We start from the raw sequence: 24,975 nt of genomic DNA, 5'->3' as shown, positions 1-24,975 counted from the left end.
CCTAGCGGGTTTTTGTTTCGGTACCCAAGTTCGCAAGTTCGGGGTCAGGTCTCAAATGTTTAGCCCACTGCCACAGCGTTGCTAGCAGGAAGTTGGTCTGCTTGCGATTGCATCTGTCGCCGTCGGTCAGCACGCCCAGGCCCTCGCCGGAGCCGCCGACCCCTACACCCGATCAGAAGCGATAGCTCGCGTTCGCGCTAGCCAGCCAAGTCCGCCCCGGCGCCGGCTCGAAGAACCGCCCATTTCCATCGTTCACGATGACCGAGCCCGCGTAGCGGCGGCCCGTCAGGTTGTCCACGCGCAGTAAGGCGCCGAAATCCCAGGGGCCGAGGCTGAGCTGGTAGCCGACATAGGCGGCCAGCGCCGCGTAGCCGGGGGCGGCGTCGCTATTCAGATCGTTGACGTAGGCCTTGCTTAGCGCCCGTGCCTCCAGCCCGGTGCGCCAGCCGCTGGTGGGCTGCCAAGTCAGCGCACCATAGACCGCCGTGCGGGCGATGGTCTTAAATCTAAAGCCGGGCGACCCGGGAGCAGCAGCAAACGCACCGGGCGCCGCTGTGCTCAGAAGAACACGGTCCCGCCGGACGCGAATCCGTTCATCCTGGCGCAGACCACATGGCGCGCCGCGTCGGCACCGCCCGCGAGTCACCGCCCCGACATCGCCGCAACCAGCGCCTTGCCCACCGCTTCGCTCGAATTCGGGTTCTGGCCGGTGATCAGATTGCCGTCCTCTTCCACGTGGCTCAGCAGGGGCAGCAGCGCGGAATGGAAATCAGCACCGCTGGCCTTCATCTCGTCTTCCAGCAGGAAGGGGACGACGGCCTTCAACCGCGCCAGGAATTCTTCGGCGTTGGTGAAGCCGGTGGCGCGGCGGCCCTGGAAGAAAGGCTGGCCGTCGGCGCGCCTTGCGTGCACCAGCGCGGCCGGGCCGTGGCAGACGGCCGCAATCACCTTGCCGGCCGCGTCGTGCCGCGCTACCAGCGTGTGCAAGGTGGCGTCCTTGGCCAGGTCCATCATCGGGCCGTGGCCACCGGGGATGAACACGGCGTCGAAGGTCTCGCCCTGCACGGACGCCAGCGTCACGCTGTGCCCCAGCGCTTCCAGCGGCATGGCCCATTCCTTGCGCTGCTTGTCGCTCGGTTCCGTCTTGGGGTCCAGCGGCACGGGGCCGCCCCGGGGCGATGCGACCGTGACGGCGATGCCGGCCTCGATGGCAGCCAGGTAGGGCACGGCGAACTCCTCCAGCCACAGGCCGGTCTGATGCTCAGGCGAGAGTTGTGTGGCACTGGTGGTGACGAAAAGGGCGCGCATGGATGGTCTTCAAAGTGGCTACGCGCCAATCTAGGTTGCTGTCAGCTCGGGCCTTGTAGGCGGCAATGCCGCTCGCGACCGCGCGCACGCCTGAAAGCGCTCGCTTCTTCCGTCGGCTCGCGACGCGGGCCGTCAGCGCTGGGTGTGCAGCACCATCTGCGGCCCGAGCAGCGCGTTCAGCCGCGGGCTCGCTGGAACTGGCGCTTTCGGGTGATCATGCAAGCCTTGCAACAGTCCCTGCCCTCACTGCCTCATTGACCGCCAAGTGTTGCAGTTGGGACTTGAGCCGCCAACCGTCAAGGAATACAAGGGCTCGAATATGGCTGTGAACTGTGCTTCGAACGCCGGAAAGGCTGGGTGCATGATCGCGTTCGCCGTTTCCTGCGCTCTGGCCGGTTCTTGCTGGGCGGCGGATCGCAAGCTGAGCATCGTCACGGAGGAGTGGGCCCCGTATAACTACAGTGAAGATGGCGCACTGACAGGGTTTTCGGTAGAAGTGGTCCGGGCGATTGCCCAGGCGCTCAACGCAGATATCGATATTCAGCTGATGCCCAGCATGCGCGCCAAAGCATCGCTGGAAGGCAATCAAAGAACGATGCTGATCACGATGTTGCGAACCCCGGAACGCGAGACCAAATACAAATGGATTGGCCCGCTGGGCGACAGTTCCATTTATTTCTACAAGCGCAAAGGCAATCCTCTTGAAGTCTCGACACTCGAGGACACCAAGAAGGTTCGCTCGATTTGCTCCCGGCGCGGTGGCCTGACGACTTCCAGGATGCAGGCAGCAGGCTTCACCAACCTCGAGGCAGGCGCATCCGACGGCAAAGCCATTTACAGGATGTTGATATTCGGCAGATGCGATTTGGCCGTCAGCGATTCACCGTTGGGCGTCATTCACCTGTTGAAGCAAATGAACTATTCGTTGGATGCGGTCGTTCAAACGCCCGTCAAACTGATCACCTCTCCCATATACATTGCCTGCAGCAAGGACATTTCCGACGCGGAAATCGCTCGCTGGCAGGCGGCGCTCGATAAGCTGAAGGCTTCAGGCGCCTTTCAAGCCATACTCAAAAAATATAGTGAGTAACCGGCTTTGTTGAGTGTTCAGAATTTATATCTCGCCGAGAGCATGTAACTTCGCCCCGCGCCGGGCAAGACCCAGGCCTGCATATATGAACTGCTGTAGTACAGCCGGTCGAGCAGGTTGTCGATATCGAGGGACGCGCGCCACTGCTTGCCCAGTTGCAGCGAGCCGATCAGCTTGAGCGTGGTGTAGCCCGGCAGCTTGAAGTTGTCGGCTGCCACCAGCGGCGCCACGGCCCCCTCGCGTTCGCCCACATGGTTGATGCCCGCGCCCAACGTCGCGCTGTTGGCTCCCAGCAGGAAGGCCTGCACCAGCATCAGATTGGCGCTCTGGCGCGGTACGTTGGCCAGGCGCCGGCCGACCAGGAAGGCATTGCTGTCGCGGGTCACCTGGGCATCGGTCCAGGCGTAGGCAGCCGACAGACGCAGCCCGGGCAGGACTTCGCCCGAGATGTCGAACTCCAGGCCCCGGCTGCGCACCTCGCCGGCAGCCACCGAGAAGTTGTTCGGGTCCAGCGGGTCGGGGGTCAGCACATTGTTCTTCGCGATCCTGTAGATCGCCAGCGTGCTGCTGGTCTTGCCGTCCGCGGTGTCGAACTTGACTCCCAGCTCGCCGGCCCTGCCCGCTTCAGCGGGGAAGGACTGGAACGCGCGGCTGACGCCGCTGTTGGGGCGAAAGCTCCTGGACGCCGAGGCGTACAGCGACAGCGTCTTGCTCGGCTGGTAGACCAGGCCGACGCGCGGCGTGGTGGCGCTGAGGGACTGGGCGGTCGTGATGCCGTTGCGGCGGTTCAAGAGCGATTGGTCGTAACTGTCGTGGCGCACGCCCAGCAGCATCTTCCACTGCGGCGACAGGTCGATCTGATCCTGGCCGTAGATCGACCTTGAGCGCTGTGCCTCGCGGGTCCAGGTGGTCAGCGGCATGGGCGGGGCCACCTGGCCATAGACCGGCTCGTAGATGTCGATCACGGAGGCTTCGGCGACGCGGTACTGCTTGCGATGGTCGATGAACCTGTACGCATCTGCGCCGACCAGCAACTGGTGCACCAGGCCGCCGGCACGCAGCCTGCCCAGCAGTTCGAGGCGGCCCGACATGTCCAGCGCCGAGTTGTCGCGGCTGCGGCGCTGGCGCACCAGGCTGCGGTCGTCGGCCAGCAGGAAGCGCGCCTCGGTCGAGATCCCGTTGATCGAGCTGTCGCGGTGACTGAAGCCGGCCTGGATCGCCCAGTCGTCGTTGAAGTCGTGCTGGATGAAGACCTGGTGGCCGGTCGTCTCGGTGGCGTGCGGGCCGTCGCCGGGCTCGCCCAGGAAGCGCGAGCGGGGCAGGCGGCCCAGTTCACCGTGGATCGCGACGATGCCGCGGTCGAAGTTGGCGCGCTGCCTGGCGTGCTCCAACTCGTAGGACACGGTGGTGGTATCGCCGGCCCGCCACAGCAGGGACGCCGCCACCATATGGCGCTCGGAGCGCACATGGTCGCGGTAGCTGTCGCCCTTCTCGCTGGCGGCGTTGAGCCGGTAGGCCAGGCGCTCGCTGAACGGGCCGGTCAGGTCAGCCGTGCTGCGCAGGCGGCCAAAGCTGCCGCCCGAGACCTCCAGCGCATGGCCGGGCTGGAACAGCGGCTTCTTGGTCACGATGTTGACCGTGCCGCCCGGCTCGCCGCGTCCGTAGAGCGCCGAGGCCGGCCCCTTCAGCAGCTCGATCATGGCGGTGGCGGCGGTATCGCGCAGCCCGTTGTAGCCGTGGCTGTAGTTGAAGCCATTGACCATGTAGTCGGAACCGAAATTCGGGTCGCCCGTGAAGCCGCGCATCGCGTAGCTGTCCCACAGCCCGCCGAAATTGCTCTGCCTGGCGATGCCACTGCCGAGCTCCAGCGCGTCGGCCAACTGGGTCACACCCGCGTCCGCCAGCATGTCGGCTGACAGCACGCGCACGCTCTGCGCCAGGTCGCGGATCGGCGTGTCGGTCTTCATCGCACCGGTGACGAAGAGGCTGCGATAGGGCTGCCTTGCCGCTTCAACTCTCACGGCCTCCAGCTTGTTGCCTTCGGTGCCGGCCGCAGTGACCGGTGGCATGGCTACGGGCTGCGACCAGGCGCCGGCACAGCAAGCCGCCTGGATGAGTGCCGCCATCGCGGCATGAAAAGAGCGGCGCCTGGATTGCAAGTCAGCTCCGGGTCAATCGGGCCTCAGTTTGCCTCGGCGCTGGCAGGCCTGCCAGGAGTCTGCGCCGCGCGACCCGCACGGCGGCGGCGCGGACTGCTTTCGCAGCCGCGCAACGCGAATCAGATATTTGCCAGGATTAACGCCCTCGTCGCGTCGCCGCGAGGGCCGTGCGATAGGTCAGAAGAACACGATCCCCCCCAGTGCTACGCCGCTCATCTTGGCGTCGCTGCCGGTCACCGGCTTCGACGTCGTCCGGCTCACCTCCCCCACCAGCGTCACGCTCTTGGTCAGCCCGTAGTACAGGCCCGCCGTCACATTGGTGTTGCTGCGCAGGTCGGCCGCCGCGCCATCCTTCAGCTTGCTCTCGCCCCAGTTCAGCCCGAACTTGGTCTTGGCCGTGGCCTGCCAGGTGGCTTGCAGCAGCACATTCGTCTGCTTGCGGTTGCCGCTGTCGCCGTCGGACAGCACGCCCAGGCCCTTGCCCGATTGCAGATTGGCCGCGAAGCCCAGCGCGCCGAGGCTGACGCTGGCGCCGACCTCGGCGCCGTTCATCGTGAAGCTGGCAGCGCCGCCGGTGCCTTCGAACTTCTGGTGCTTGACGCCCACCCAGGCCTTGCCGCCATTGAACTTGGCGGTGGCCAGGGCTTGCAGCTGCGGCTCGTTGCGGCCGATGGCGGCGCCGGCATCGACGGGGCTCATCAGCGCGATGGTGGCCGAGAAGCCGCCGCTGCTGGGCAGGCTGTAGGCGATCTGGCCATAGGTGCCGAGGTAGGTGTAGCCGGAGCCGATGTGGCCCAGCGTGACGCGGTTGCGCTGGGTGGCGCTGACGGGCGCGCCGGCGCCGAGCAGGGTCATGTCGCCAAGGATGGCGGACTGGCCGAACAGGCCGTAGTCGCGGCCGAGCTTGACGCTGCCCATGTCGGCATTGCCGAAGGTGACGAAGCCCTGGCGCACGTCGACGTTGCTGTTGTTGGAGATGGCGTCGCCCGAGGCGACGGCCGCGCCGATCATCAGCGTGGCTTGGATGTCATAGCCGTCCTGGCGCGTCTTGGCCGTGGTGGTGAGGGCATTGGGCAGCAGGCCGTTGCCGATGACGGTGCGGCCATCGGTGCCGCCGCAGCCCAGGCCCTTGGTCGCCAGCGCCACGCCGCCGACGGCCTGCGAGCCGGAACAGCTGGTGTGGGTGTAGTAGGCGTTGATGATGCCGCCCAGGCTCAGGTCCCATTCGCCGGCCTTGAAGTCGGCGGCGTGGGCTGTGCCTGCGGCGGTGAGCGCGGCGGCGATGAAGGTGCGGGTGTTGATGTTCATGTTGTCTCCGGTTGTGGTTTTGGGCAGGGTGCTTTGCGCAAGCGCTGTGCCAGTACCGGGCTGGAGCGAAGTGCCCGCGCGGGCGTTGCCGCGCGGCGCAGTGGGAGCCATGACGCGTGCCGCGCTGGCACGCTGCTGCGGGTGTGCCCCGACGCGGGCTGTTGCGTGGCGCGGGCGCGCGCTGTGCCGCCGTGCAGCGTGGGTGTGGCGGCGCGCAGCAGTGCCCGAGGGCTTCTCGCTAGAAGCTGTACTTCACGCTCACCACCACGCTGCGCGGCGCGCCTGGCGCGTAGAACGTCGCATGGCGCAACGGGCGGTCGCCGTTCGCGTTGGCGGCGAAGGGCCGGCTCTGAAAATTGCCCGCGCTGTCGAAGCCCGTGGGGCCGAGCTGCGCGGCCGTGGCGTACGCGCGGTCGAACAGGTTGTTGACCTGGGCGAAGAGCTTGAGCCCCTTCATCGGCGTCCAGGCCGCGTTGATGTTGACCACCGCGTAGCCGGCGCTGCGGCCCGCGCCGAGGTAGTACGTGTCATCGGGCCGGTGCAGGCCGTTCTCGTTGCCGCGCGCTGCTGCGCCGCTCATCGCGATGGCGTCGGCGCCGAGCGACCACGCATCGCCGAGGTCGAGATCGGCATAGAGCTTGAGCATGCGGCGCGGCACCAGCGGCATGTGGTCGCCGGGGCGGATGGCGATATTGCCGTTCACGCCGAGCAAGCCCGCCTGCGCCGCATCGTTGCTGCTGTTGGACGCGCCGTTGACGCGCTCGGCCGTGCGGTAGGTGGCGTCCAGCAGCGTGAGGTTGATGCCCGCCGTCAGGCCCTTGGCGGGCTGCCCGCTCAGGCCCAGCTCCACGCCCTGGCGGCGCGTCTTGCCGAAGTTCTTGAAGTAGCCAAAGCCTGCCGCGTCGTCGGCGACAAAGAGCAGGTCGTCGCGGTTATCGGAGCGGAACACGCCGACGCTCCAGGCCAGTGGCCCGCCCGACGCACCGCGGATGCCCGCCTCGACGGTCGTCGTGACGACCTGCCTGAGCGGCGGGTCGCCGGCCATGGCGTTGGGCAGCTTGCAGGGGTTGGCCGGGTCGGCGCAGCCCAGCTCGATGGAGGACGGGTCGCGGCTGCCCTGGCTCACGCCGGCCCAGGCGTTGACGCCGGCCACCGGCGTGAAGGTCAGGCCCAGCGCGGGGTTGAGGCGGCTGAAAGCGTGGTCGCCGTCCAGTGAGCCCGGGCCGGCGCCTGGCGTGATGGCATCGCGGTTGCGCGCCGTGCTGTGGTTGTAGCGGGCGGACACGGTCAGGTGCGTGCCACTCGCCACCGTGAGCACGGTGCTGGCGAACAGGCTGAGCGTGCGCGTGCGGCCCGCCAGGTCCACGCGGGTGTCGTAGGGCGCGCCGTCCATGTTGCCGCCGCCCACGCCATCACCCAAGGCGCTGACGCCGGTGACGCTGCGGTCGGCATTCAGGTAGCCCAGCTCCGAGCCCTGCACGAAATGGCTGCGGCTGAAGTCGGCCGCCGCGCCGATCAGGGACTGACTGGGCAAGCCAAGCAGCCGACCGTCGTGGCTGAGCTGGGTGGTGAAGCCGGCGTTGTGCTGGTTCGTGCGGGTCTGATTGATGACGCCATTGCACTTCTCGCCAGGCTCGTCCTTCAGCAGCGCCTGGGCAATGCAGCGCCACTTCGGGAAGGGCGTGTTGGCCGCGCTCTCGCCCGCGGTGGGAATGCCGGTGTAGCCCGCAGCCGCCAGCGCCGCGCGCTCGGCGGCACTGGGCTGGTAGAGCGACTGGTCGAGCGCGTCGTCGTTCAGGTCGCCGTTGTAGGTGCGCGTGCGGATGCTGCGGACGTAGGCGTTGCCGGCCAGCGTCCACTGCTCGCCGAGCGAATGAGAAAGCGCGAGGTTGAGTAGTGCCGCGCGGTTGCGGGTGTTGTCCGGCCGCGTGTAGACGCTGGCGCGGTCGCGTTCCAGAAAGCGTTGCTCCTGCAGGCCGTTGCCGTTGAGGTCGGTGTCGGCGAGCGACGCGGTCAGTGCAATGTCGGTGTCAGCGCTGCGGTGGCCGAGCTTGGCGAAGAGCTGGTTCACGTCGGACTTTGAATCGACCCGCCAGCCGCGCTCGCGGAACTTGTGGCCGGCGACGTACCAGTGCGTGCCGCCGGCGCTGCCGCCGCCCACCTCGAACTCGGCGGCGCGGCGGCCGTGCGAGCCGGCCGTCAGCTGCAGCGACGTGCCCGGTTGCTTCAACCCGTCCTTGGTCTGCACGCTCAGGGCGCCGCCCAGCGTGTTGAGGCCGAACAGCGGGTTGGAGCCCGGGTTGAGCGCGATGGAAGCGATGGCCGCCTTGGGGATCAAGTCCCAGCTCACCACGTCGCCAAACGGCTGGTTCAGCCGCACGCCGTCGAGGTAGACCGACAACCCCTGCTGCGAGCCCAGCAGCGGCGAGGCCGTGTAGCCGCGGAAGTTGACGTCGGCCTGCAGCGGGTTGCCCTGCATCTCGTTGAGGTGGACGCTGCCCAGGCGCCGGTTCATGAAGCTGGCGAGGTCCAGCGCCTGGCTGCGCTCGATGTCGGTGGCGCGCGTCGTTTGCACGGCGGCGGGGATCCAGTCGCGCGGGATGTCGACGCCGGCAACCGGCGACACACCGACGACCTGAACCCGTTCGAGCTGGATCTGGGCGTGAGAGGCGGACGCATAGGCGAGTGCCAGCGCCGCCCAGCAACTGCTGTGGCGGTGAGTCATGGGGTTCCCCGGTTGCCGCTGCTAGCGGATCACCACGCCCCAGGGCAGCTTCCCCACCGCCACCTCGGCCACGCGCTGCAGCGTCTCGGTGTCGATGACCGACACCGCGCCCGAGCGCCCGCAGGCCACATAGAGCTTGCGGCCATCGGGCGTCAGCGCCATGTTCCAGGGCCGCTGACCGACCGGGATGGTGGCGACGAGGGCCATGCGCTCCACATCCAGCACCGACACGGTCGCATCGCCGCCGTTTGAGATGAAAACTCGCCTGCCGTCGGGGTGCACGCTGATGCCATTGCTCTTGGGCCCGGCCATCAGTTTGTCCTGCACCGAGAAGGTCTGCATGTTGATGACGTAGATCTCGCTGGACATCTCGGCCGCGACAAAGGCCCGCCGCCCGTCGGGCGAGAAGCCGATGCCGCGCGGCCGCGTGCCGACCGGGATCTGCGCGACCTGGGCGCGCTTGTCCACGTCGATGACGTCCACCGCGCTGCCCTCCTCGGCGCTGACCAGCACCCAGCGCCCGTCGGGGCTGAAGACAGCGTGCTCGGGGTTCTTGCCGCGCACCTTGACGGCGAAGCTGCGCGCCATCGTGCGCGTGTCGACGAAGACGATCTCGTTGGCCTCCTCCACGGCGGCCACGACCCAGCGTCCGTCGGGCGACTGGCCCAGGCCTTCGGGTGATTCGCCGAGCGGGATCTCGCCGGCCTGGCGGCGCGCGGCGAGGTCGATGACGACGAGGCGGTTGCCGGGCTGGTCGCTCACGTAGGCGCGGCGGCCGTCAGGGCTGATGACGGCGCCGCGCGGCTTGGCGCCCGCGGGCAGTTCGTAGAGCACGGCGTCGGTGGCGGTGTCGATGACGCTCAGCGTGCCGGAGCCCTCGTTGGACACATAGGCCAGTGGGCCGGCTTGGGCCTGGGCTACTGCCGCGGCAAGCAGGGTCAGGGTGGGCAACAGGCGGGCCATGAGGGTCTCCGGTTCAGAAGCGATAGCTCAGGTTGGCGCTGGCGAGGAAGGTGCGGCCCGGTGCGGGCTCGAAGAAGCGGCCGTTGCCGTCGTTGACGATGACGGAGCCGGCGTAGCAGCGGCCCGCGAGGTTGTCCACGCGCAGCAAGGCGCCCAGCTCCCAGGGGCCGAGGCTGAGCTGGTAGCCCGCGTGTGCGGCCAGCGTCGCGTAGCCGGGGGCGGCGTCGTTGTTGAGGTCGTTGACGTAGACCTTGCTCAGCGCGCGCGCCTCGGCGCCGAAGCGCCAGCCGCCTGCGGGTTGCCAGGTCAACGCGCCATAGACCGCGGTGCGGGCGATGCCGGGGATGCGGTTGTCGGCCGCGACCTGTTGGTTGGCGGCAGCGCAGGGCGTGGCGGTGCAGGTCAGGAAGCCGTCGCGGTAGCGCGCGTCCAGCCAGGTGGCGGCGACTTGCGCCTGCAGCGTGCTCGCGAGCTGGAACGAGCCCGACGCCTCCAGGCCGCGGCGGCGCGTGGCGCCGGCGTTCTGGTAGGTGGCGCGGCCGCCCAGGTTGGTCTGCGTGACGATCTCGTGCTCGGTGCCGGTCTGGAACAGCGCCAGCGCTAACTCGGCGCCATCCCAGGGCCGGGCCTTGATGCCAGCTTCAACGCTGCGGCTCAGCGACGCCTGCAGGCCGAAGTTCAGGCCCGTGGCGCCGCTGGGGCGGTAGGCCAGCTCGTTGAGCGTGGGCGTCTCGAAGCCGCGGCCGGCGGTGGCGTAGACGCGCAGTCGCTCGCTGACCGCGAAGCTTGCGCCCAGCACCGGCAGCGTGGCCGAGTAGCTGGCGGCGCCGCTGTCGTCGGGGTTGGTCTTGGTGATGTAGGCGTCGGTCGAGCGGAAGCTGACCTTGGCGCGGCGCACGCCAGCGTTGAGCAACCAGGCCGGCGTGGGCCGCCATTCGGCTTGCAGATAGGGGTCGGCATTGCTGACGCGGTTGGTCTCGTCGCGGCGCAGCGTGCCTTGCACACCGAGCGTCGTGCCGATGAAGTTCTGGGTGCCGACGCGGTGCTCGCTCAGCTCGTCCGCCGCAATGCCGGCGATGACGCTCGCCGCGGCACTCTTCCAGCGCCAACGCACATCGGCACCCTGGTAGTCGCGCGCCAGGTCGATGACGCCGCCGGGGTGCAGCGCATTGGCCTGGGTCGCGACCGGGATGGACTGGAACTGCATCGTCGTGCGATGGCCCTGGTAGACCATCACGCGCAGGGTGTTGGCGCTGTCGATGCCGTGCTCCAGCACCAGGCCGCCCTGCTGCTGCTTCATGGTCTTGCGGGTGTTGAAGCTCAGCGCGCCGGGGTCGACGCCGCGCGGGTCGGCTTGCCATTGGGCACGGGTCAGGCCGAGCGGATCCTGCGCCTCGGGCAGCTCGACGCTGTTGGCGATCAGCGTCAGCTGCGTGTCGGCGCCGAGCTTGAAGTTCAGCCGCGCATTGCCCAGGCGGCGCTCGGTGGCGCTGTGCTGGCGGTAGCCGTCGGTCTCAAAGCGGCTGGCGCCGAGCGTGTAGCCGATGGCGCCTGCGGTGCCGCTGGCGGACGCGGCCACGCGACGCAGGCCGTCGCTGCCAAAGCTGACGCCGGCGTCCAGGTGCGGCGGGCCGGCGGGGTTCTCGGAATAGATGCTGATGACGCCGCCCGACGAGTTGCCATACAGCGCCGAGAACGGCCCGCGCAGCACCTCGACACGGCCCACCGTGCCGATCTCGACATTGGTGATTTGACCCTGGCCGTCGGGCAGCGTGGCGGGAATGTCGTCCACGTAGACGCGCACGCCGCGGATGCCGAAGCTGGCCCGCGCGCCAAAGCCGCGTACCGAGATCTGCACGTCCTGGGCGTAGTTCTGGCGGTCGCGTGCCAGCAGGCCCGGCACTTGCCCTAGGCCCTCGGAGATGTTGACCTGGGCGCGGCCGGCGCGCAGCGCGTCGCCGTCGATGCGGTTGATGGAAGCGGGCACGTCGAAAGGCGTGGCTTCAGTGCGCGTGGCGGTGATGACGACGGGTTCGAGGACGGTCGGTGCGGGTGCGGGTGCGGCGTGGGCGGCCGCGCTGGCGGCTGCCAGTGCGAGTACCGTCCTTCGCGCCGCGGGCGCGAATCTCTTGTTCATGGGTATCTCCAGATGCGATCGGGCCGGCTCTTGCCACTCAGGCCGGACGCCAGGCCACTTTGTACTTGGTGAAGATCTCGGCGACGCGGCCTTGGCTGACCAGTTGGTTCAACGCGTCCTGCAGGGCCTGGGCGAGGTCGGTGGCGTCGCGCTTCACGGCCATGCCGGCCGCCCAGCCGTCGCGCGGCGCACGCGGCGACGGCAGGGGCTCGATGCGGTAGGCCGCGTCGCCAGCCAGCACCGTCTCCAGCTCCGACGCCAGGCCGGCGGCGGCGGCCACTTCGCCGCGCTGCAGTGCGCGGGCGGCCTCGCAGCCGTCCTTGAACTGCGTCAGCAGCTGCTCCCGGTAGGCGCCTCCGTCCGCACCGATCATCAGCCAGCCGGCCAGCGTCTGGCCGGGCACGGCCACGCGGCGTGTGCCGAGCTGGGACAGCGTCTCCAGCCGTGGCAGCTCATCCACACGCCGCGCCAGCATGACGCGCTCACGGTAGTAGGGGCCGAAGATGCGGGCCTGCGGCGTGGCCTCGATCAGCGGGCGGTCCACCGGCACGTGCATCAGCACGTCGGCCGGGCCATGGCCGAGGTAGTGGCCCTTCCAGACCATGTTGCGCAGGTCGTCGTTCATGTTCTCGTCGGCATTGAAGGCCAGCGGCGCGAACTTGACGCCCAGGGCCTCGGCCAGCGCCTGGCCCAGCTCCATGTCGATGCCCTTGCCCTTCACATGGAAGGGCGGCATGTCCTCGTACAGGCCGACGATGAGCCGGCCGCGCTCGCGCACCTGGGCGAGGGTGGCGGCGCCCGCCCCCGTGCCGGTGAGGGCGCTGGCGGCGGCCCAGGCGAGGATGTGGCGCCGGTTCACAGCGGCTTCTCCCGGCGCACTTCCAGGTAGGACTTGATCGCCCACATCGCTTCCTGCGTGAACACGCCCTCGAAGGGCGGCATGTAGACGGCGCCGTTGCGGCTGCGGCCGTGGCGCACGGTGTTCAGGAAGTAGTCGTCGTTCTCCTTCACGCAGGCGGCCTTTTTGGCGGCGTCCTTCAGCGTGCTGCAGTCGTTGTCCAGCCGGCGCAGGTCGGGCGCAATGCCGCCCGAGATGGCCTCCAGGCCGTGGCAGCGAGCGCAGTTCTGGTTGAAGGCCGAGCTGCCGATCTTGATGGCGGCCTCATCGCCGCGAAACGGGTTCTCGGGTCGCCAGCCTTCGCCCAGCTGGGGCAGGCTGCTGGTGTCCACGGCCTGGGGGGTGACGTCGCCGTGGGCCCAGGCCACGACGGCCGCGACGCACAGGCTGCCGGCGATGTAGCGGGGATGGAATTTCATGGGTTGTCTCCGGTCGTTGTCTGGGTTTGCAGGCCCGTTCGGGCTCTGTCCCTGCGCTGCAAGCGACATGCCAGGATGGAACTGCTCCAACCTGGAACAACGACCGTGTCCGCGCTTGACCTGTGTCATGGACAGCCGAACCGCTTTGGGACACGATGGCCGCCAGACACAGACAGGCGTGGCACCGACCGCGCCGCCGCCGAGACAAGCCTGCAACAGGCAGGCGCATGAGAGCCTCTATGCCCACCATCGAGACCGAAGCGCCGGCCAGCCCGGCGCCGCCGGGGCCCCCACGACAGGCCTTCATCGAGCGCAGCCACCAGCGCAGCGAAGCGCTGGGCCTGAAGCGCCACGAGAAAAGCGGGCTGGACCCGATGATCCGCAGCGACCTCAACCTCGCGCGCGAACGCAACCAACGCCTGTACACCCACGCCGCGCCGGTGATGCAGCTGCTCTATGAGCAGATCGTCAACACCGAAAGCATGATCGTGCTGACCGACGCGCAGGGCACCATCCTGCACGCGGTGGGCGACGACAGCTTCCTGGCCCGCGCCCACCGCGTGGCGCTGGCGCCGGGTGAGAACTGGGCCGAGCATGCCAAGGGCACCAATGCCATCGGCACGGCGCTGTTCGAGGAGGTGCCCACGCTCGTGCATGGCGGCGAGCACTTCATCCACGCCAACAACTTCCTGACCTGCTCGGCCTCACCCATCTTCGACCCGCGCGGCAACATGCTCGGCGTGCTGGACGTGACGGGCGACCACCGCGGCTACCACCAGCACACCATGGGCCTGGTGCGCATGTCGGCCCGCATGATCGAGAACCACTGGCTCTCTGACGACTACAACAACCGCCTGCGCCTGCACTTCCACAGCCGGCCCGAGTTCATCGGCACGCTGCTCGAAGGCATCCTGGTCGTGTCGCCGGAAGGCCGGCTGCTGGGCGCCAACCGCGCCGCGCTGGACCAGCTCGGCGTCAGCGGCGCGGAGCTGCGCATGCGCAGCCTGAGCAGCCTGCTGGGCACGACGCCGGCGGCCATCTACGACCATTTCCGCATGCCGATGTCGCCGCCGATGCAGCTGTGCCTGCCTACGGGCCAGAGCTTCTTCGTCAGCGCTCGCTTCGACTGGCCCTCGCGCCCGGTGGTGGGAGGGCTGCGCAATGCGGAGATGGCCGACGTCATCGATGCGCGCGAGCCCTCGCAGGGCACCAGCTCGCTGCGCGAAGGCGAATGGACTGGCGGTGTGCCCAGCCCGGACGCGCCGGCCCAGCCGGCGGACATCGTGGCGACGGCGGCCACGGCCAACGGCGCCCAGCGCTTCTCCGGCCTGCAATACCTGCGCACCGGCGACCCGCAGCTGGAGACCGTCATCCAGAAGGTCAAGCGCGTGCTGGACCGCGGCATCCCGCTGCTCATCCTGGGCGAGACCGGCACCGGCAAGGAATTGCTGGCCCGCGCGGTGCACCACGACTCGGTGCGCGCCCGCCAGGCCTTCGTGGCCGTGAACTGCGCGTCCATCCCCGAGAGCCTCATCGAGGCCGAGCTGTTCGGCTACGAGGAAGGCGCTTTCACCGGCGCGCGGCGCAAGGGTGCGCCGGGGCGGCTGGTGCAGGCCAACGGCGGCACGCTGTTCCTGGACGAGATCGGCGACATGCCACTGCCGCTGCAGGCGCGGCTGCTGCGCGCGCTGCAGGAGCGCAGCGTGACGCCGCTGGGCAGCACCAAGTCCATCGCGGTGGACATCGCCGTCATCGGCGCTACCCACCGCAACCTGCGCGAGATGATTGCCGCGCAGACCTTCCGCGAGGACCTCTACTACCGCCTCAACGGCCTGGCCCTGCGCCTGCCGGCGCTGCGCGAACGTACCGACGTGGAAGCCATCGTGCGGCGCATCCTGCAGGCCGAGCGCCCGCAGGACACGCCCGAGCTCAGCCCCCAGGTGCTCTCCATGTTCCGCCGCTACCAGTGGCCGGGCAACATCCGCCAGCTGGCCAATGTGCTGCGCACGGCGGCGGTGATGTCGGCGGGCGAGCGGCTGGTGACGACGAATCACCTGTCGGATGACTTCCTCGAAGACATGCAGCGCGCTGTGGGCGGCATGACACCGGCCCCGCCGCCCGCGCTGGCGCCGGCCTGGCCGCCCTTCGAGCCGCATGCCGCGCTTCCTGCACTGGTCGCACCGGCCGCAGCTGCCGCGGAGCCCGCGAGCGCGCGCACGCTGGAGCAGGCCGAGATCGACATGATCCGCGCCACGCTGGACGCAGCGGGCGGCAACATCTCGCTGGCCTCCAAGCAGCTGGGCATCAGCCGCAACACGATCTACCGCCGGCTGCGCTGGAACACGCCCAGGGCCTGTTAACGCTACGGCAGTAGGTCGCGAAGGTCAGCCGCCAGGGGCCAATCAAGGCGCAGTGCGCCGCCCGCATTGATATGCGGGCAAGCGGTGCAACGCTGAGTGGCCCCTGGCGGCTGACCTTCCCTTCGGGTTGTAGCCAGAAAGCCCGCGCGCGGCGTTGCGAAGCCTCGCTTGGGGCCTACCCAAGCTTCGTTTCGCGCCTTGCTCGCGGGCTTTCTGGCTACAACGCGGCCTGCTGCCGTAGCGTTAACAGGCCCTAACCGTTGTTCCCGGGCCTCAATGCAGGCCCGGGACTTTCCCGGGGGAGGTGCTGCACCGCGCTGTGCCGAACTGGAGCAAAACCCCTCATTGACGCCGGCTGCAACGGCGTTCTGGCAAGGCACGGGTCTTGCACCCCTGGGTGCATCGACCTGCTGACTGCCTGCTCCCATGTCCCGTCTTCTTCTGCGCGGCTTCCCATGAAGCTCCTCGTCCTCGGCTCCGGCGCGGGCGGTGGTTTTCCGCTGTGGAACTGCCACTGCCGGCTGTGCAGCAGCTGGCGCCGCGGTGAGCTCGACGCCAGCGCGCGCACGCAAAGCGCCATCGCCATCTCGCAGGACGGGCGGCCCGGCGAGGGCTGGCTGCTCATCAACGCCAGCCCCGACCTGCCGCAGCAGATCCGGGCCACGCCCGCGCTGCAGCCGGCCCACGCGGGCGACATGCCCATCCGCGCCGTCGTGCTGCTGGACTCGCGGCTGCATCACGTGGCCGGGCTGCTCTCCTTGCGCGAGAGCCGTGAGCTGGAGGTCTATGCCACGCCGCTGGTGTTCGAGGACCTGACGGCCGAGCTGCCGCTGCTGCACGTGCTGGAGAGCTACTGCCGCGTGCGCTGGCGCATGCTGCCCATCGCCGGCGACGTGCGCAGCGCCGCCTTCGAGATCCCGGGCTTCCCGGCGCTGAGCTTTGCCGCCGTGGCCGTGCCGGCGCGGGCGCCGCGGCATGCGCGGCTGCGCAGCGAGGCAGCAGGCGAGTGCATCGCGCTGCAGGTGCAGGACCTGCGCACGGGCCGGCGCGTCTTCCTGTCGCCAGCGCTGGCCGAGGTTGGCGAGGCCGAGCTGGCCTGGATGCGCCGGGCCGACTGCGTCGTCGTCGACGGCAGCTTCTGGACCGAGCACGGCATGCAGGAAGCCGGCATCGGCTCGGTCAGCGCCAGCGACAAGGGCCACCTGCCGCAAAGCCGCCACGGCGAGCGGCCCGGGATGATCGACGCGCTGCGGGCCAGCGGCGCGCCGCGCAAGGTGCTCACGCACATCCACCACAGCAATCCCATCCTCGACCGCGGCGGCGCCCAGCGCCGTGAGCTGCTGGCGCACGGCATCGAGGTGGCGCATGACGGCATGGAGATTGAACTGTGAGCACAGCGACCGCCGCCCCACGGCCCGCGCGCCCGGCCGAGCCACTGTGGCTGGAATGGCTGACCCTCGTCGGCGGCCTGGCCTTTTGCACCTGGCTGCTGGGTGCGCGCGGCGTCTGGGCGCTGCTGCTGGGCGCCGACCCCACGGGCCTGACGCTGGTCATCATGGCCGTCTTCCTGTGCTCCACGCTGTGGTGCGGCCAGCGCTCGCGCGAGCTGCAGCGCCAGCGTGACTTGCTGGCTGATCCGCGGCTCGCCCGCGCCGGAGAGGCCTGCTGGGCGGCCGAATACCTGGGCGCGCCTGGCGACATCGCCACCGAGCTGCTGCTGGAGCACAGCCATGGCCCGCACGGCACGGCCTGGTGGGTCAACGGCATCCAGCTCAAGCTCGGGCTGCTGGGCAAGGTCATCGGCTTCTCGATGCTGGCGCTGACCATCGGCAAGCTGCAGAGCTTCGACCCGGCGCAGTCGCAGGAGTTGCTGCGCAGCCTGACGGCGGGCCTGGGCGTGGCGCTGCTGACGACCATGGTGGGCCTGGTGGGCAACATCCTGCTGGGTTTGCAACTGACCCGGTTGGACCGTTTCGCTGATGCCTTGGTGGCCGACATCCAACGCGCCGCGCTCCGAAAGGACGGTGTGTGATGCGCCGCCTGCGCCGGGGTTCGAGGGAGGCCGAGGTCGACCCCTTCTACGACATGCTGTTCAACCTGCTGATCGGCTTTGTCTTCTGCTTCATCGTGGCGTTGCTGGCCATGAACCCGCGCGCCACCAAGGCCGGCGACGTGCCGTCCAAGGCCGAGTACCTGATCAACGTCGCCTGGCCGGACAACAGCCCCAACGACATCGACACCTGGGTGCAGGACCCGGGCGGCAACCTGGTGTGGTTCCGCCAGCGCGAGGCCGGGCTGATGTACCTGGACCGCGACGACCGCGGTGACGCCAACGCCGCCACCATCGTCAACGGCCAGCGCATCCAGAGCCCCTTCCGGCAAGAGGTGGTGAGCATCCGCGGCATCGTGCCCGGAGAGCACATCGTCAACGCCCAGTACTACCAGTCCAACGACGGCCAGCCGGTGCCGGTGACCGTGACGGTCATCAAGGTCAACCCGCGCGCCGACGTCGTCTTCTACGGCACGGTCAAGCTGGCCCGCAAGGGCGACGAGGCCACCGCCGTGCGCTTCACGCTGCAGCCCGACGGCAGCGTCGTCAACGTCAACACGCTTCCAAAAAGTCTGATGCAAAGACCATGACTCTGCCCATCATCCTCAGCTTTGCCGCGCTGCTGCTGCTGTGTCTGCTTTCCCTGCTGCAGTCGCGCTGGCCGGTGTGGCTGCGCGGCCTGCTGGTGGTTGGCGTGAGTGCTTTCTACTTCTACGCCGAGGGTGCCATCCACACGCTGTGGGGCTGGCCCAGCGGCGACCCGCTGCCCGAGCGCTTCGTGCTGCTGGCCGCCGTCATCGAGGAGCCCGCTGGCAAGCGCGACGGGGCGCTCTATGTCTGGGTCAATGCCGTGGAAGACGGCAAGCCCGCCGCCCAGCCGCGCGCCTACCAGCTGCCCTACAGCAAGGACCTGCATGCCCTGCTCAACGAGGGCCTGAAGAAGGTGCGCAACGGTATCGCCCAACTGGGCACGGCCGAGCCCAAGGCCGGCCGCAAGGGCCTGGCCTGGCTGCGGCCGGGCAGTGACGAGCAGCGCGTCAAGCTTCGCGACATGCCCTTGCCGCAGCTTCCCGAGAAGTGATCATGCGGCGCTACTTCTTCCTCGCTTCGATCGCCCTGGCCGGCTGCAGCCGCGCGCCCGAGGGGCAGTCCTGGTTCCCGCTCGAAGCCGGCCACCGCTGGACCTACACCGTCACGACGCGCAGCGGTGCGGACACCAGCGAGCGCGAGAGCCTGACGCTGCGCACGCTGGGCTCGGCCACGCTGGTGCTGGACGAGCAGCCCGCCTGGCAGCGCCGCAGCGACAGCGGCGTGAACTACTGGCTGCGCGCCGACGCCAGCGGCATCGTGCGCGTGGCCAGCAAGAGTGACATGCAGGCCGACCCGGTGGCCGATGCGCCGGGCCGCTTCGTGCTGAAGGCGCCGTTCGTGGTCGGCACGCAATGGCAGGCGCCGACGACGGCCTACTTGCTGATGCGCACGGCCGAGTACCCGCGCGAGATCAAGCACAGCCATCCGAACATCCCCATGACCTATGAAATCGAGGCGGTGTCCGACGTGGTGCGCACGCCAGCGGGCAGCTTCTCGCCCTGCCTGCGCGTGCGTGGCAGCGCGACGGTGAAGATCTTCGTCGACGCCATCACCGGCTACCGCGACCAGCCGCTGACGACGTTGGAGTGGTATTGCCGCGGCGTCGGCCTCGTGAAGCTGGAACGCAGCGAGCCCTCCACCTCACCGATGCTGGTGGGCGGCTCGCGGACGCTGGAGCTCGAGTCCTGGCAGTAATACCCATGGGCCGAGCGCTGGACCGTTCCCTGGCACGGCACACTGCGCCCCGGCCGTGTCGGCCGAGGGAGCAAAAGCTGTGTTGGATGTTTCGCGTGTGACGGCAGCCCGCTTGGGGCGCCGAAGGTTCCTGGGCGGGATGCTGCTGGCGCCTTTCGCTGGCGCGGCCGGCGCCGCCGGTTGGACGCCCGGCAACGGCCCCTACGCGGTGGGCAGCAGTTGCATGAAGGCCGAGCCGGCGACCGCAGCGCCGATGGAGCACTACCTCATCGGCCGCTCGCAGCCGCAGGGTTCGCTGTATCTGGACCAGCTGATCAGCGATCGCCAGGCCACGCTGGTGATCGACGTGAAGGTGCCCAAGGACTGGCCGTATGCCGGGGCGCTGGCCGGACGCAGCCTGCCGGTGGTGCTGACGGTGTTCTACCCGACACCGGCCGACAACCGCCGCCCCGACTACACCTTCCCTGAGGAGACCGGCTGGTATCGCCTGCCGCACATGCAGCGGCCCGGCGAGGCGCCGCTGTTTGCCGACGAGCGGGCGCGCTACCCGCTGATCGTTCACTCCGGCGGGCAGGGCACGCATGGGCTGTGGCACATCGGGAAGCTCGCGCACCTGGCCTCGCAGGGCTACATCGTGGTCGACGTTTACCACGGTGACAGGCGCACGCCGGGCGGCAGCGAAATGTTCGCCCTGCGCAGCCTGGCCGTGCGCGCGGCGCTGGACCATGTGCTGGCCCACCCACACTACGCAGACCACATCGACGCCGCCCGCATCGGCGCCACCGGCAGCAGTGCCGGCGGCCTGACCGTGCTCACGCTGATGGGCGGCTTGAACCCCGCGCGGCGCGGCCTGTCCCTGGCCGACGAGCGCATCAAGGCCGGCTTCGGGACGGTGCCCTTTCCCGGCATCGGCATGGCCGCGGCACGGGCCATGGGCCTGCCCGTGAACCTGCCTCCGGGTGCCGGCCCGAATTTCTGGAACTTCGGCCTTGACTTCGCCGGCCTCGCTGCCGTCAAGCGGCCCTGGTTTGCGGTCAGCGGCGAGTTGGACAGCAACGTGCCGGCCGCCGACGTGCTGGCCGCCGCCCACGCCGTGGGCGGCCCCGCCTGGGTGGTGGAGATGAAGGGCCAGACCCACGGCTTCAACGAAGCGGCCAACGCCGAGACGGGCGGCTGGGAGGCGGCCTTTTTCGACGCGCACCTGCGCAACGACGCAGCGGCCCGCGCGCTGCTGCGCCCCGATGCCCAGCCGGCCGGGCCCGAGGCGCTCGGCCGCATGCTGCTGCAGCCGGCCTGAGCTCGGTAGGCTAATGGGGTGAGCATCGCGAATCCCAACGCAAGCGGCGGCATATGGGATCAACGACGTCGCGCGTGGCTAGGTGTCAAGACCCGCCTGTTTGTATACGGCGCGCTTGAACAAATGGGGTTTGGAGACCTGCCAAGCTTGAAGGGCGTGCACGGGTGAGCGATGGTCGGGCATAGATGCGCCGGCCCAGCGTGGTGCGGCGGGTCCTAAAGGTGTAGACGCCGATCAGGCCCGTCATCAGCATCAGCACGTTGGGCAGGCCCTTGTACGAGGCCAGCAGCCAGACCAGCGCTGCGCTACTGCGGTTTCATCGCGCAATCACATCGAGCCGCATCCGCTGCGTCGGCAGGCCCTCGACGGCAACTTCAACCACGATGGGGCCGGGCGAAGCGCCCGCGCGGACTGCCGCCACCATCCGACCGTGGAAGGTCTTGCGTTCGCCCGATTGCAGGCTGCTCGCATCGACGGGATCGCCGTTGCCCGCGCCGCCCAGCACGCCGGCGCCGGTCACACTGACCTTCGCCTGGCGATCACCGGCGCGCGCGTAGATGGGAACGCCGTCGCTGTCGGCCAGCTCGATCGTCACGTAGGCCAGGTCCTCGCCATTGGCCTTCAGCTGCGACCGATCCGCGGTCGCCTTGAACGCCGCCGGCAGACCCGCTGTGCGCAGCTCCCACTGGCCAGCGCGCCTGCCGTCCCGGTAGCCGACCGCCAGCAGGCGGCCCGGCGCATAGGGCACGACGAACCGGGCCTTGTATTCAGTGGCGAGGCCTACGGCCTGCCGCCCCAGGCTCTTGTCGTTGAGGAAGAGTTCGACCTCCGGGAACTCCGAGTACACCGCGACGTTCAGCGGCCTGCCTTCCTGGCCGCCCCACGACCAGCTGGGATGCACGTCCTCCAGCGTCCAGTCGCTGTGCGGGTCGCCTTCCGGGAAGGGATGGTGCGGGAAGGCGCGAGTGCCAGCCGGCTGCTCGACGAAGGCCGCGATCGGGTCGATGCCGGTCTTCCACAGTACCTGGCGGTAATAGGCGGCGGGTCGCTTGCGCCCGGTAGCGTCGATCTCTCCGCAATAGGCCAGGTGCCACGGATATGGGCCCCAGGTCTTCCAGTCCTGCTTGGCGTTCACCCAGCCGATGCCGGCCTCGCCGAGGTAGTCGAAGGAGGTCCACACGAAATCGCCGATCACCCACGGCAGGGTCTCCACCGGGCGCCAGTAGTTGAAGGCGTATCGGGACAGGGACTCGCCGCTGTACATGACGCGCGACGGGTATTGCTCGTGGTCGCGCTCGAACAGGTGGGGCATGTAGTTGTAGCCGGCCGCGTCGAGCTCGCCATAGGCGCTGGCGATCGTCGGGGAGTCGATGCTGACCGCCTGGGTCACCGGCCGGGTCGCGTCGAGCTGGCGGACCCGCTGGACCAACATCCGTGCGGTCTTCGCGCCCTCGGGCGTGCCCTGCTCCCGGATCTCGTTGCCGATGCTCCAGAACAGCACGCTGGGGTGATTGCGGCCGCTGATGATCAGGCTGTCCAAGTCCTTCTGCCAGTTGTCAGCGAAGAAGCGGGCGTAGTCGGCGCTGGTCTTGCTGTTTCGCCAGGCGTCGAAGGCCTCGTTGATGACGAGCATGCCGAGCTCATCGGCAGCGTCCAGGGTGGCTTGGCTTGCTGGGTTGTGGGCGTTGCGGATGGCGTTGTAGCCGGCAGCCTTCATCAGCGCGACCTTGCGCGCATCCGCATCGGGAAGCCCGGCGGCGCCGAGCATGTAGTTGTCGTGGTGGATGTTGCCGCCGCGCAGCAGGACCTTCTCGCCATTGATGCGCAAGCCGTTTTTCGCATCGATCGCCACGGTACGGATGCCGAAACGGGTCAAGCGCACATCGGTCGCGACACCGTTGACGCGCACCTCCTGGCGAAGCAGGTAGAGATGCGGTGCCGATGGCCCCCACAGCCTGGGCTTGTCCACGGCCAGAGCTTGCCCGGCATCCATCTGGCCGCGCGCCGGCACGACATAACGCTTGCTGGCGCGGGCGACGGTCTCGGTGCCGTCGACGCTGGTCACGGCCGTGACCACTTCCACCTGCTGTGACTTGGCCTGGCGGTTGGAGAGGCGTGTGCGAACGTCCAGGTCCGCCCGTTGAGCGGTCGCGGCGCGGGTCGCAACCGCCACGCTGTCGGGGTCGATGTGCACCGGGTCCAGCAGTTCCACAGCCACCGGGCGGATCAGGCCCGAACCGGCATACCAGCGCGACGACGAGTCCACATGGCGCGCCCGGACGACGATGACGTTGTCGCCCGCCTTGACCTTGCCTGTCAGGTCCAGCGTGAATGCGGTGTAGCCGTAGCGATGCTGTCCCACAGGCTCGCCGTTCAACCAGACGTCAGAGTCCATGTAGACGGCTTCGAACTTCAGCCGGACCACGCGGGCGGCTTCGGCCGAAGTCAGCGTGAGGTGACGCCGGTACCAGCCGGTGCCACCCGGGATGTAGCCGGAGTCGCGGCCACCCACGGTGGCGGGATCAAAGGGTGGCGCCCCGTCCGCCTTGTCCAGGATGGAGAAGTCGTGCGGCACGGCCACCTGGCGCCATGCGCCGTCGTCGAAGTCGGGCCGCTCCGCGCCCTTGACCTCCCCCGCCATGAAACGCCAGCCCATTGAAAGACGGCGTTCCTCAGCGGCCGACGTGATCGAGACGAGCGCCAGCATCAGCGCCCATGGCAAGCGGCGCGTGAACTTGTTGAGCCTCAACATCAATTTGTGTCCAATGAAAATCTCGAGAGGCAGCCCCAGCCCCCACAGAGCTTCGTCAGAAGTCAGCGGGCTGCAGCCCGTAGGTTAATGGGATGAGCATCGCAAACCCCAGCGTCTACGCGCCGGTACCGTTGGGGTTCACTTTGTTCACCTCAGCCTACGGGCTGTTGGCGCCCAAGTAGTGGCAGAGGGCTCGTTTCGGCCATGAGCGGAAGTTCACTCTGGCGGGATCATCGGCCGGTCAACTCACAAAGCTGTCGCCCAACGTGAAAGCTCAGCGGACGGCGAAGCCGTCCGCTGGAGTGAAAGGTTGGGCCGCTTGATCATGGGCAAGCAGGCAGCTGTCGCTCTGCAAGCTCAGCCTCCGACGCGTCCTGAACATATGCCCCAGCCACTTCAAGCACTTTGAGATCTTCGCTCCAGGAAGCACCCAGTCGTTCAAGATTCCGGCGAGACAGTGATTCCTCTGTTTCACGCGCCATGAGATCTGCGCAAATGTATTTAGGAATCCATTGCTTCTTTCGAGCGCACTGCGTGAATTCCGGCGACTTAAGCCTCAGTCGGCCTTCTGCAATCCAGCGCCCGAGGAAGGTATCGGCGTACGCCGCATCTTGCGCAACGCAAAGCCGAATCACCGGAAACACCCACATTGGCCCGGCACCGCCCGCCAATACCGGCGCGGCACAGGAAAGAGCTAAGGCAGCGAAATAGCTTCGGAATCTCATGCGGTTCAACGTTTGAGATCAGCGGGCGGCGAAGCCGTCCGCTGCAATGAAGGGTTCGGCCGCTTATGGCCGCCAGACATTGACTTGCCCCGTTGGCGTGGTGGAAACGAGCACCATCTGCGAGCGCCAGTCGACTAGGACGAGTTGGAACTTCTTGTTGAGGGTGATGAATGCCTTTGTTAGCGGCCGATCATCACCATCAACGAGCGCCGCCAACGACGTGACGCCATCAGCGTCAGCAAGCCCGTACAGGAAGACCGATGCGGATATGCGAAGCGCGTACCCATCTTTGACTTGCCCCAACGGCCTCGACGTTGTGGTCAGGATCGGTGCCGGGAGGTTGGTCGCGGAGACAGAGCTTGCAATGTCTGCAAGCCCGGAACTGCCAAGAACCGGCATGCGTGGCAATCGTCTGGCGTAGATATCAGTCCATCCGTGTTTCGTCCGATGCTTCGCCTCGAACGATTTGTACTCGGTAAGGCGTGTCTTGATCTCGGAAAGTCGGCTTGAAGGTAAGAACTCAACTTGTCGCCAGTCGTCTTCGTGAAACTGCGGAGCACCCTCAAACGTTTCGCGCGTGGGCATGACGAACTGGATCTCGTCAGCCGCGACAGTTGGCATGGTGAATCGAACGGTCTTGGCATCGACCGTCGCTGTGGGCTGTACAGCTTGTGCTGTAGACCCTAAGCCGATGAATGCGAGAGCGGCAGCAACAATTTTTCTCATGAAGCGTCTGGCGTGGAAGCGGTCTAACGTTCGCGCTCAGCGGGCGGCGTAGCCGTCCGCTGCAGCAAAGGGTTAAACCGCCTCATAGTTGAAAGAACTTTCTTGCCGCTGGATGCATGTTGGCGATGGTTGCAGGCGGTGCCGAACCTTTGCGACGCCAGATCTCGGATAGAGATTCGCCCGCCGCATCTGCCACGTCGGGGTCCTCCGTGAGGTTGAGAGCGATCGCAAGCAACGCAGCCTCAACCTCCGGTTCGTCAAAGACACCAAGAT

Annotated in this window: 21 protein-coding genes; 8 read left to right on the top strand and 13 right to left on the bottom strand. The window is 68.1% G+C overall.

What is annotated here, in order from left to right:
- Positions 1-172 precede the first annotated feature (172 nt).
- Both ACXJLH_RS11195 and ACXJLH_RS11190 read right to left on the bottom strand, forming a co-directional pair.
- Positions 173-646: a hypothetical protein gene (locus ACXJLH_RS11195; protein WP_457444088.1), complete on the bottom strand. Its 474-nt coding sequence runs from the start codon at positions 644-646 to the stop codon at positions 173-175.
- Positions 643-1,308, bottom strand: a complete 666-nt coding sequence (locus tag ACXJLH_RS11190) for a type 1 glutamine amidotransferase domain-containing protein (RefSeq protein WP_457444086.1) — start codon at positions 1,306-1,308, stop codon at positions 643-645. The genes ACXJLH_RS11195 and ACXJLH_RS11190 overlap by 4 nt, the downstream gene beginning before the upstream one ends.
- Positions 1,309-1,669: 361 nt before the next feature.
- Between ACXJLH_RS11190 and ACXJLH_RS11185 the strand changes: the two genes are divergently transcribed.
- Positions 1,670-2,398 carry a substrate-binding periplasmic protein gene (locus ACXJLH_RS11185; protein ID WP_457389780.1) on the top strand — a complete coding sequence of 243 codons (729 nt, stop codon included), beginning with the start codon at positions 1,670-1,672 and terminating at the stop codon, positions 2,396-2,398.
- Positions 2,399-2,415: 17 nt separating this feature from the next.
- Here ACXJLH_RS11185 and ACXJLH_RS11180 read toward each other — a convergent pair whose 3' ends face one another.
- From ACXJLH_RS11180 to pedF, 7 genes are all read right to left on the bottom strand, one after another.
- Positions 2,416-4,524 carry a TonB-dependent siderophore receptor gene (locus ACXJLH_RS11180; RefSeq protein ID WP_457444084.1) on the bottom strand — a complete coding sequence of 703 codons (2,109 nt, stop codon included), beginning with the start codon at positions 4,522-4,524 and terminating at the stop codon, positions 2,416-2,418.
- Between the two features lie 210 nt (positions 4,525-4,734).
- Entirely contained in the window at positions 4,735-5,865 is a 1,131-nt protein-coding gene (locus ACXJLH_RS11175) for a porin (protein WP_457444082.1), read from the bottom strand.
- Between the two features lie 238 nt (positions 5,866-6,103).
- Positions 6,104-8,590, bottom strand: a complete 2,487-nt coding sequence (locus ACXJLH_RS11170) for a TonB-dependent receptor (protein ID WP_457444080.1) — start codon at positions 8,588-8,590, stop codon at positions 6,104-6,106.
- 21 nt (positions 8,591-8,611) lie between these two features.
- Positions 8,612-9,553: a beta-propeller fold lactonase family protein gene (locus tag ACXJLH_RS11165; RefSeq protein ID WP_457444079.1), complete on the bottom strand. Its 942-nt coding sequence runs from the start codon at positions 9,551-9,553 to the stop codon at positions 8,612-8,614.
- Between the two features lie 13 nt (positions 9,554-9,566).
- A complete protein-coding gene (locus ACXJLH_RS11160) occupies positions 9,567-11,690 on the bottom strand; it encodes a TonB-dependent receptor family protein (protein WP_457444077.1) in 2,124 nt (707 codons plus the stop codon).
- A gap of 37 nt (positions 11,691-11,727) precedes the next feature.
- Positions 11,728-12,549 (bottom strand): substrate-binding periplasmic protein, encoded by an 822-nt coding sequence (locus ACXJLH_RS11155; protein ID WP_082532818.1) that lies wholly within the window; start codon positions 12,547-12,549, stop codon positions 11,728-11,730.
- Positions 12,546-13,007, bottom strand: coding sequence for a cytochrome c-550 PedF (gene pedF, locus ACXJLH_RS11150; RefSeq protein ID WP_056200338.1), 462 nt, complete (start codon positions 13,005-13,007; stop codon positions 12,546-12,548). The genes ACXJLH_RS11155 and pedF overlap by 4 nt, the downstream gene beginning before the upstream one ends.
- A 239-nt stretch (positions 13,008-13,246) precedes the next feature.
- On the opposite strand from pedF, the gene ACXJLH_RS11145 reads away from it, so the two are divergent.
- The 7 genes from ACXJLH_RS11145 to ACXJLH_RS11115 all read left to right on the top strand — a co-directional run bounded on the left by ACXJLH_RS11145 (position 13,247) and on the right by ACXJLH_RS11115 (position 20,499).
- Positions 13,247-15,367: a sigma-54-dependent Fis family transcriptional regulator gene (locus ACXJLH_RS11145; protein WP_457444075.1), complete on the top strand. Its 2,121-nt coding sequence runs from the start codon at positions 13,247-13,249 to the stop codon at positions 15,365-15,367.
- A 455-nt stretch (positions 15,368-15,822) separates the two neighbouring features.
- A complete protein-coding gene (gene pqqB, locus ACXJLH_RS11140) occupies positions 15,823-16,758 on the top strand; it encodes a pyrroloquinoline quinone biosynthesis protein PqqB (protein WP_457320512.1) in 936 nt (311 codons plus the stop codon).
- On the top strand, positions 16,755-17,399 hold the full coding sequence (locus ACXJLH_RS11135) for a hypothetical protein (RefSeq protein WP_457320514.1): 645 nt from the start codon (positions 16,755-16,757) through the stop codon (positions 17,397-17,399). The genes pqqB and ACXJLH_RS11135 overlap by 4 nt, the downstream gene beginning before the upstream one ends.
- On the top strand, positions 17,399-18,007 hold the full coding sequence (locus tag ACXJLH_RS11130; protein ID WP_457320516.1) for a hypothetical protein: 609 nt from the start codon (positions 17,399-17,401) through the stop codon (positions 18,005-18,007). Before ACXJLH_RS11135 ends, ACXJLH_RS11130 begins: the two co-directional genes overlap by 1 nt.
- On the top strand, positions 18,004-18,498 hold the full coding sequence (locus ACXJLH_RS11125; RefSeq protein WP_457444073.1) for a hypothetical protein: 495 nt from the start codon (positions 18,004-18,006) through the stop codon (positions 18,496-18,498). Before ACXJLH_RS11130 ends, ACXJLH_RS11125 begins: the two co-directional genes overlap by 4 nt.
- Before the next feature lie 2 nt (positions 18,499-18,500).
- Complete coding sequence (locus ACXJLH_RS11120) at positions 18,501-19,202, top strand: hypothetical protein (protein ID WP_457444071.1); 702 nt, start codon at positions 18,501-18,503, stop codon at positions 19,200-19,202.
- A gap of 139 nt (positions 19,203-19,341) precedes the next feature.
- A complete protein-coding gene (locus tag ACXJLH_RS11115) occupies positions 19,342-20,499 on the top strand; it encodes an alpha/beta hydrolase family protein (RefSeq protein ID WP_457444069.1) in 1,158 nt (385 codons plus the stop codon).
- Positions 20,500-20,815: 316 nt separating this feature from the next.
- On the opposite strand, the gene ACXJLH_RS11110 is transcribed toward ACXJLH_RS11115, so the two are convergent.
- From ACXJLH_RS11110 to ACXJLH_RS11095, 4 genes are all read right to left on the bottom strand, one after another.
- Positions 20,816-23,251 carry a glycoside hydrolase family 2 TIM barrel-domain containing protein gene (locus tag ACXJLH_RS11110; RefSeq protein WP_457444067.1) on the bottom strand — a complete coding sequence of 812 codons (2,436 nt, stop codon included), beginning with the start codon at positions 23,249-23,251 and terminating at the stop codon, positions 20,816-20,818.
- A gap of 323 nt (positions 23,252-23,574) precedes the next feature.
- On the bottom strand, positions 23,575-23,976 hold the full coding sequence (locus ACXJLH_RS11105; RefSeq protein ID WP_157281071.1) for a hypothetical protein: 402 nt from the start codon (positions 23,974-23,976) through the stop codon (positions 23,575-23,577).
- A 63-nt stretch (positions 23,977-24,039) separates the two neighbouring features.
- On the bottom strand, positions 24,040-24,702 hold the full coding sequence (locus ACXJLH_RS11100) for a hypothetical protein (protein WP_457444066.1): 663 nt from the start codon (positions 24,700-24,702) through the stop codon (positions 24,040-24,042).
- A gap of 82 nt (positions 24,703-24,784) precedes the next feature.
- Positions 24,785-24,975 (bottom strand): hypothetical protein (locus ACXJLH_RS11095; protein WP_457444064.1); only part of this gene is annotated, 191 nt, incomplete at its 5' end.

It is taken from the genome of Roseateles sp. P5_E4 (assembly GCF_054049255.1).
The sequence above is the reverse complement of the archived record's forward strand: the minus strand, read 5'-3'. Positions and strand labels throughout refer to the sequence as shown.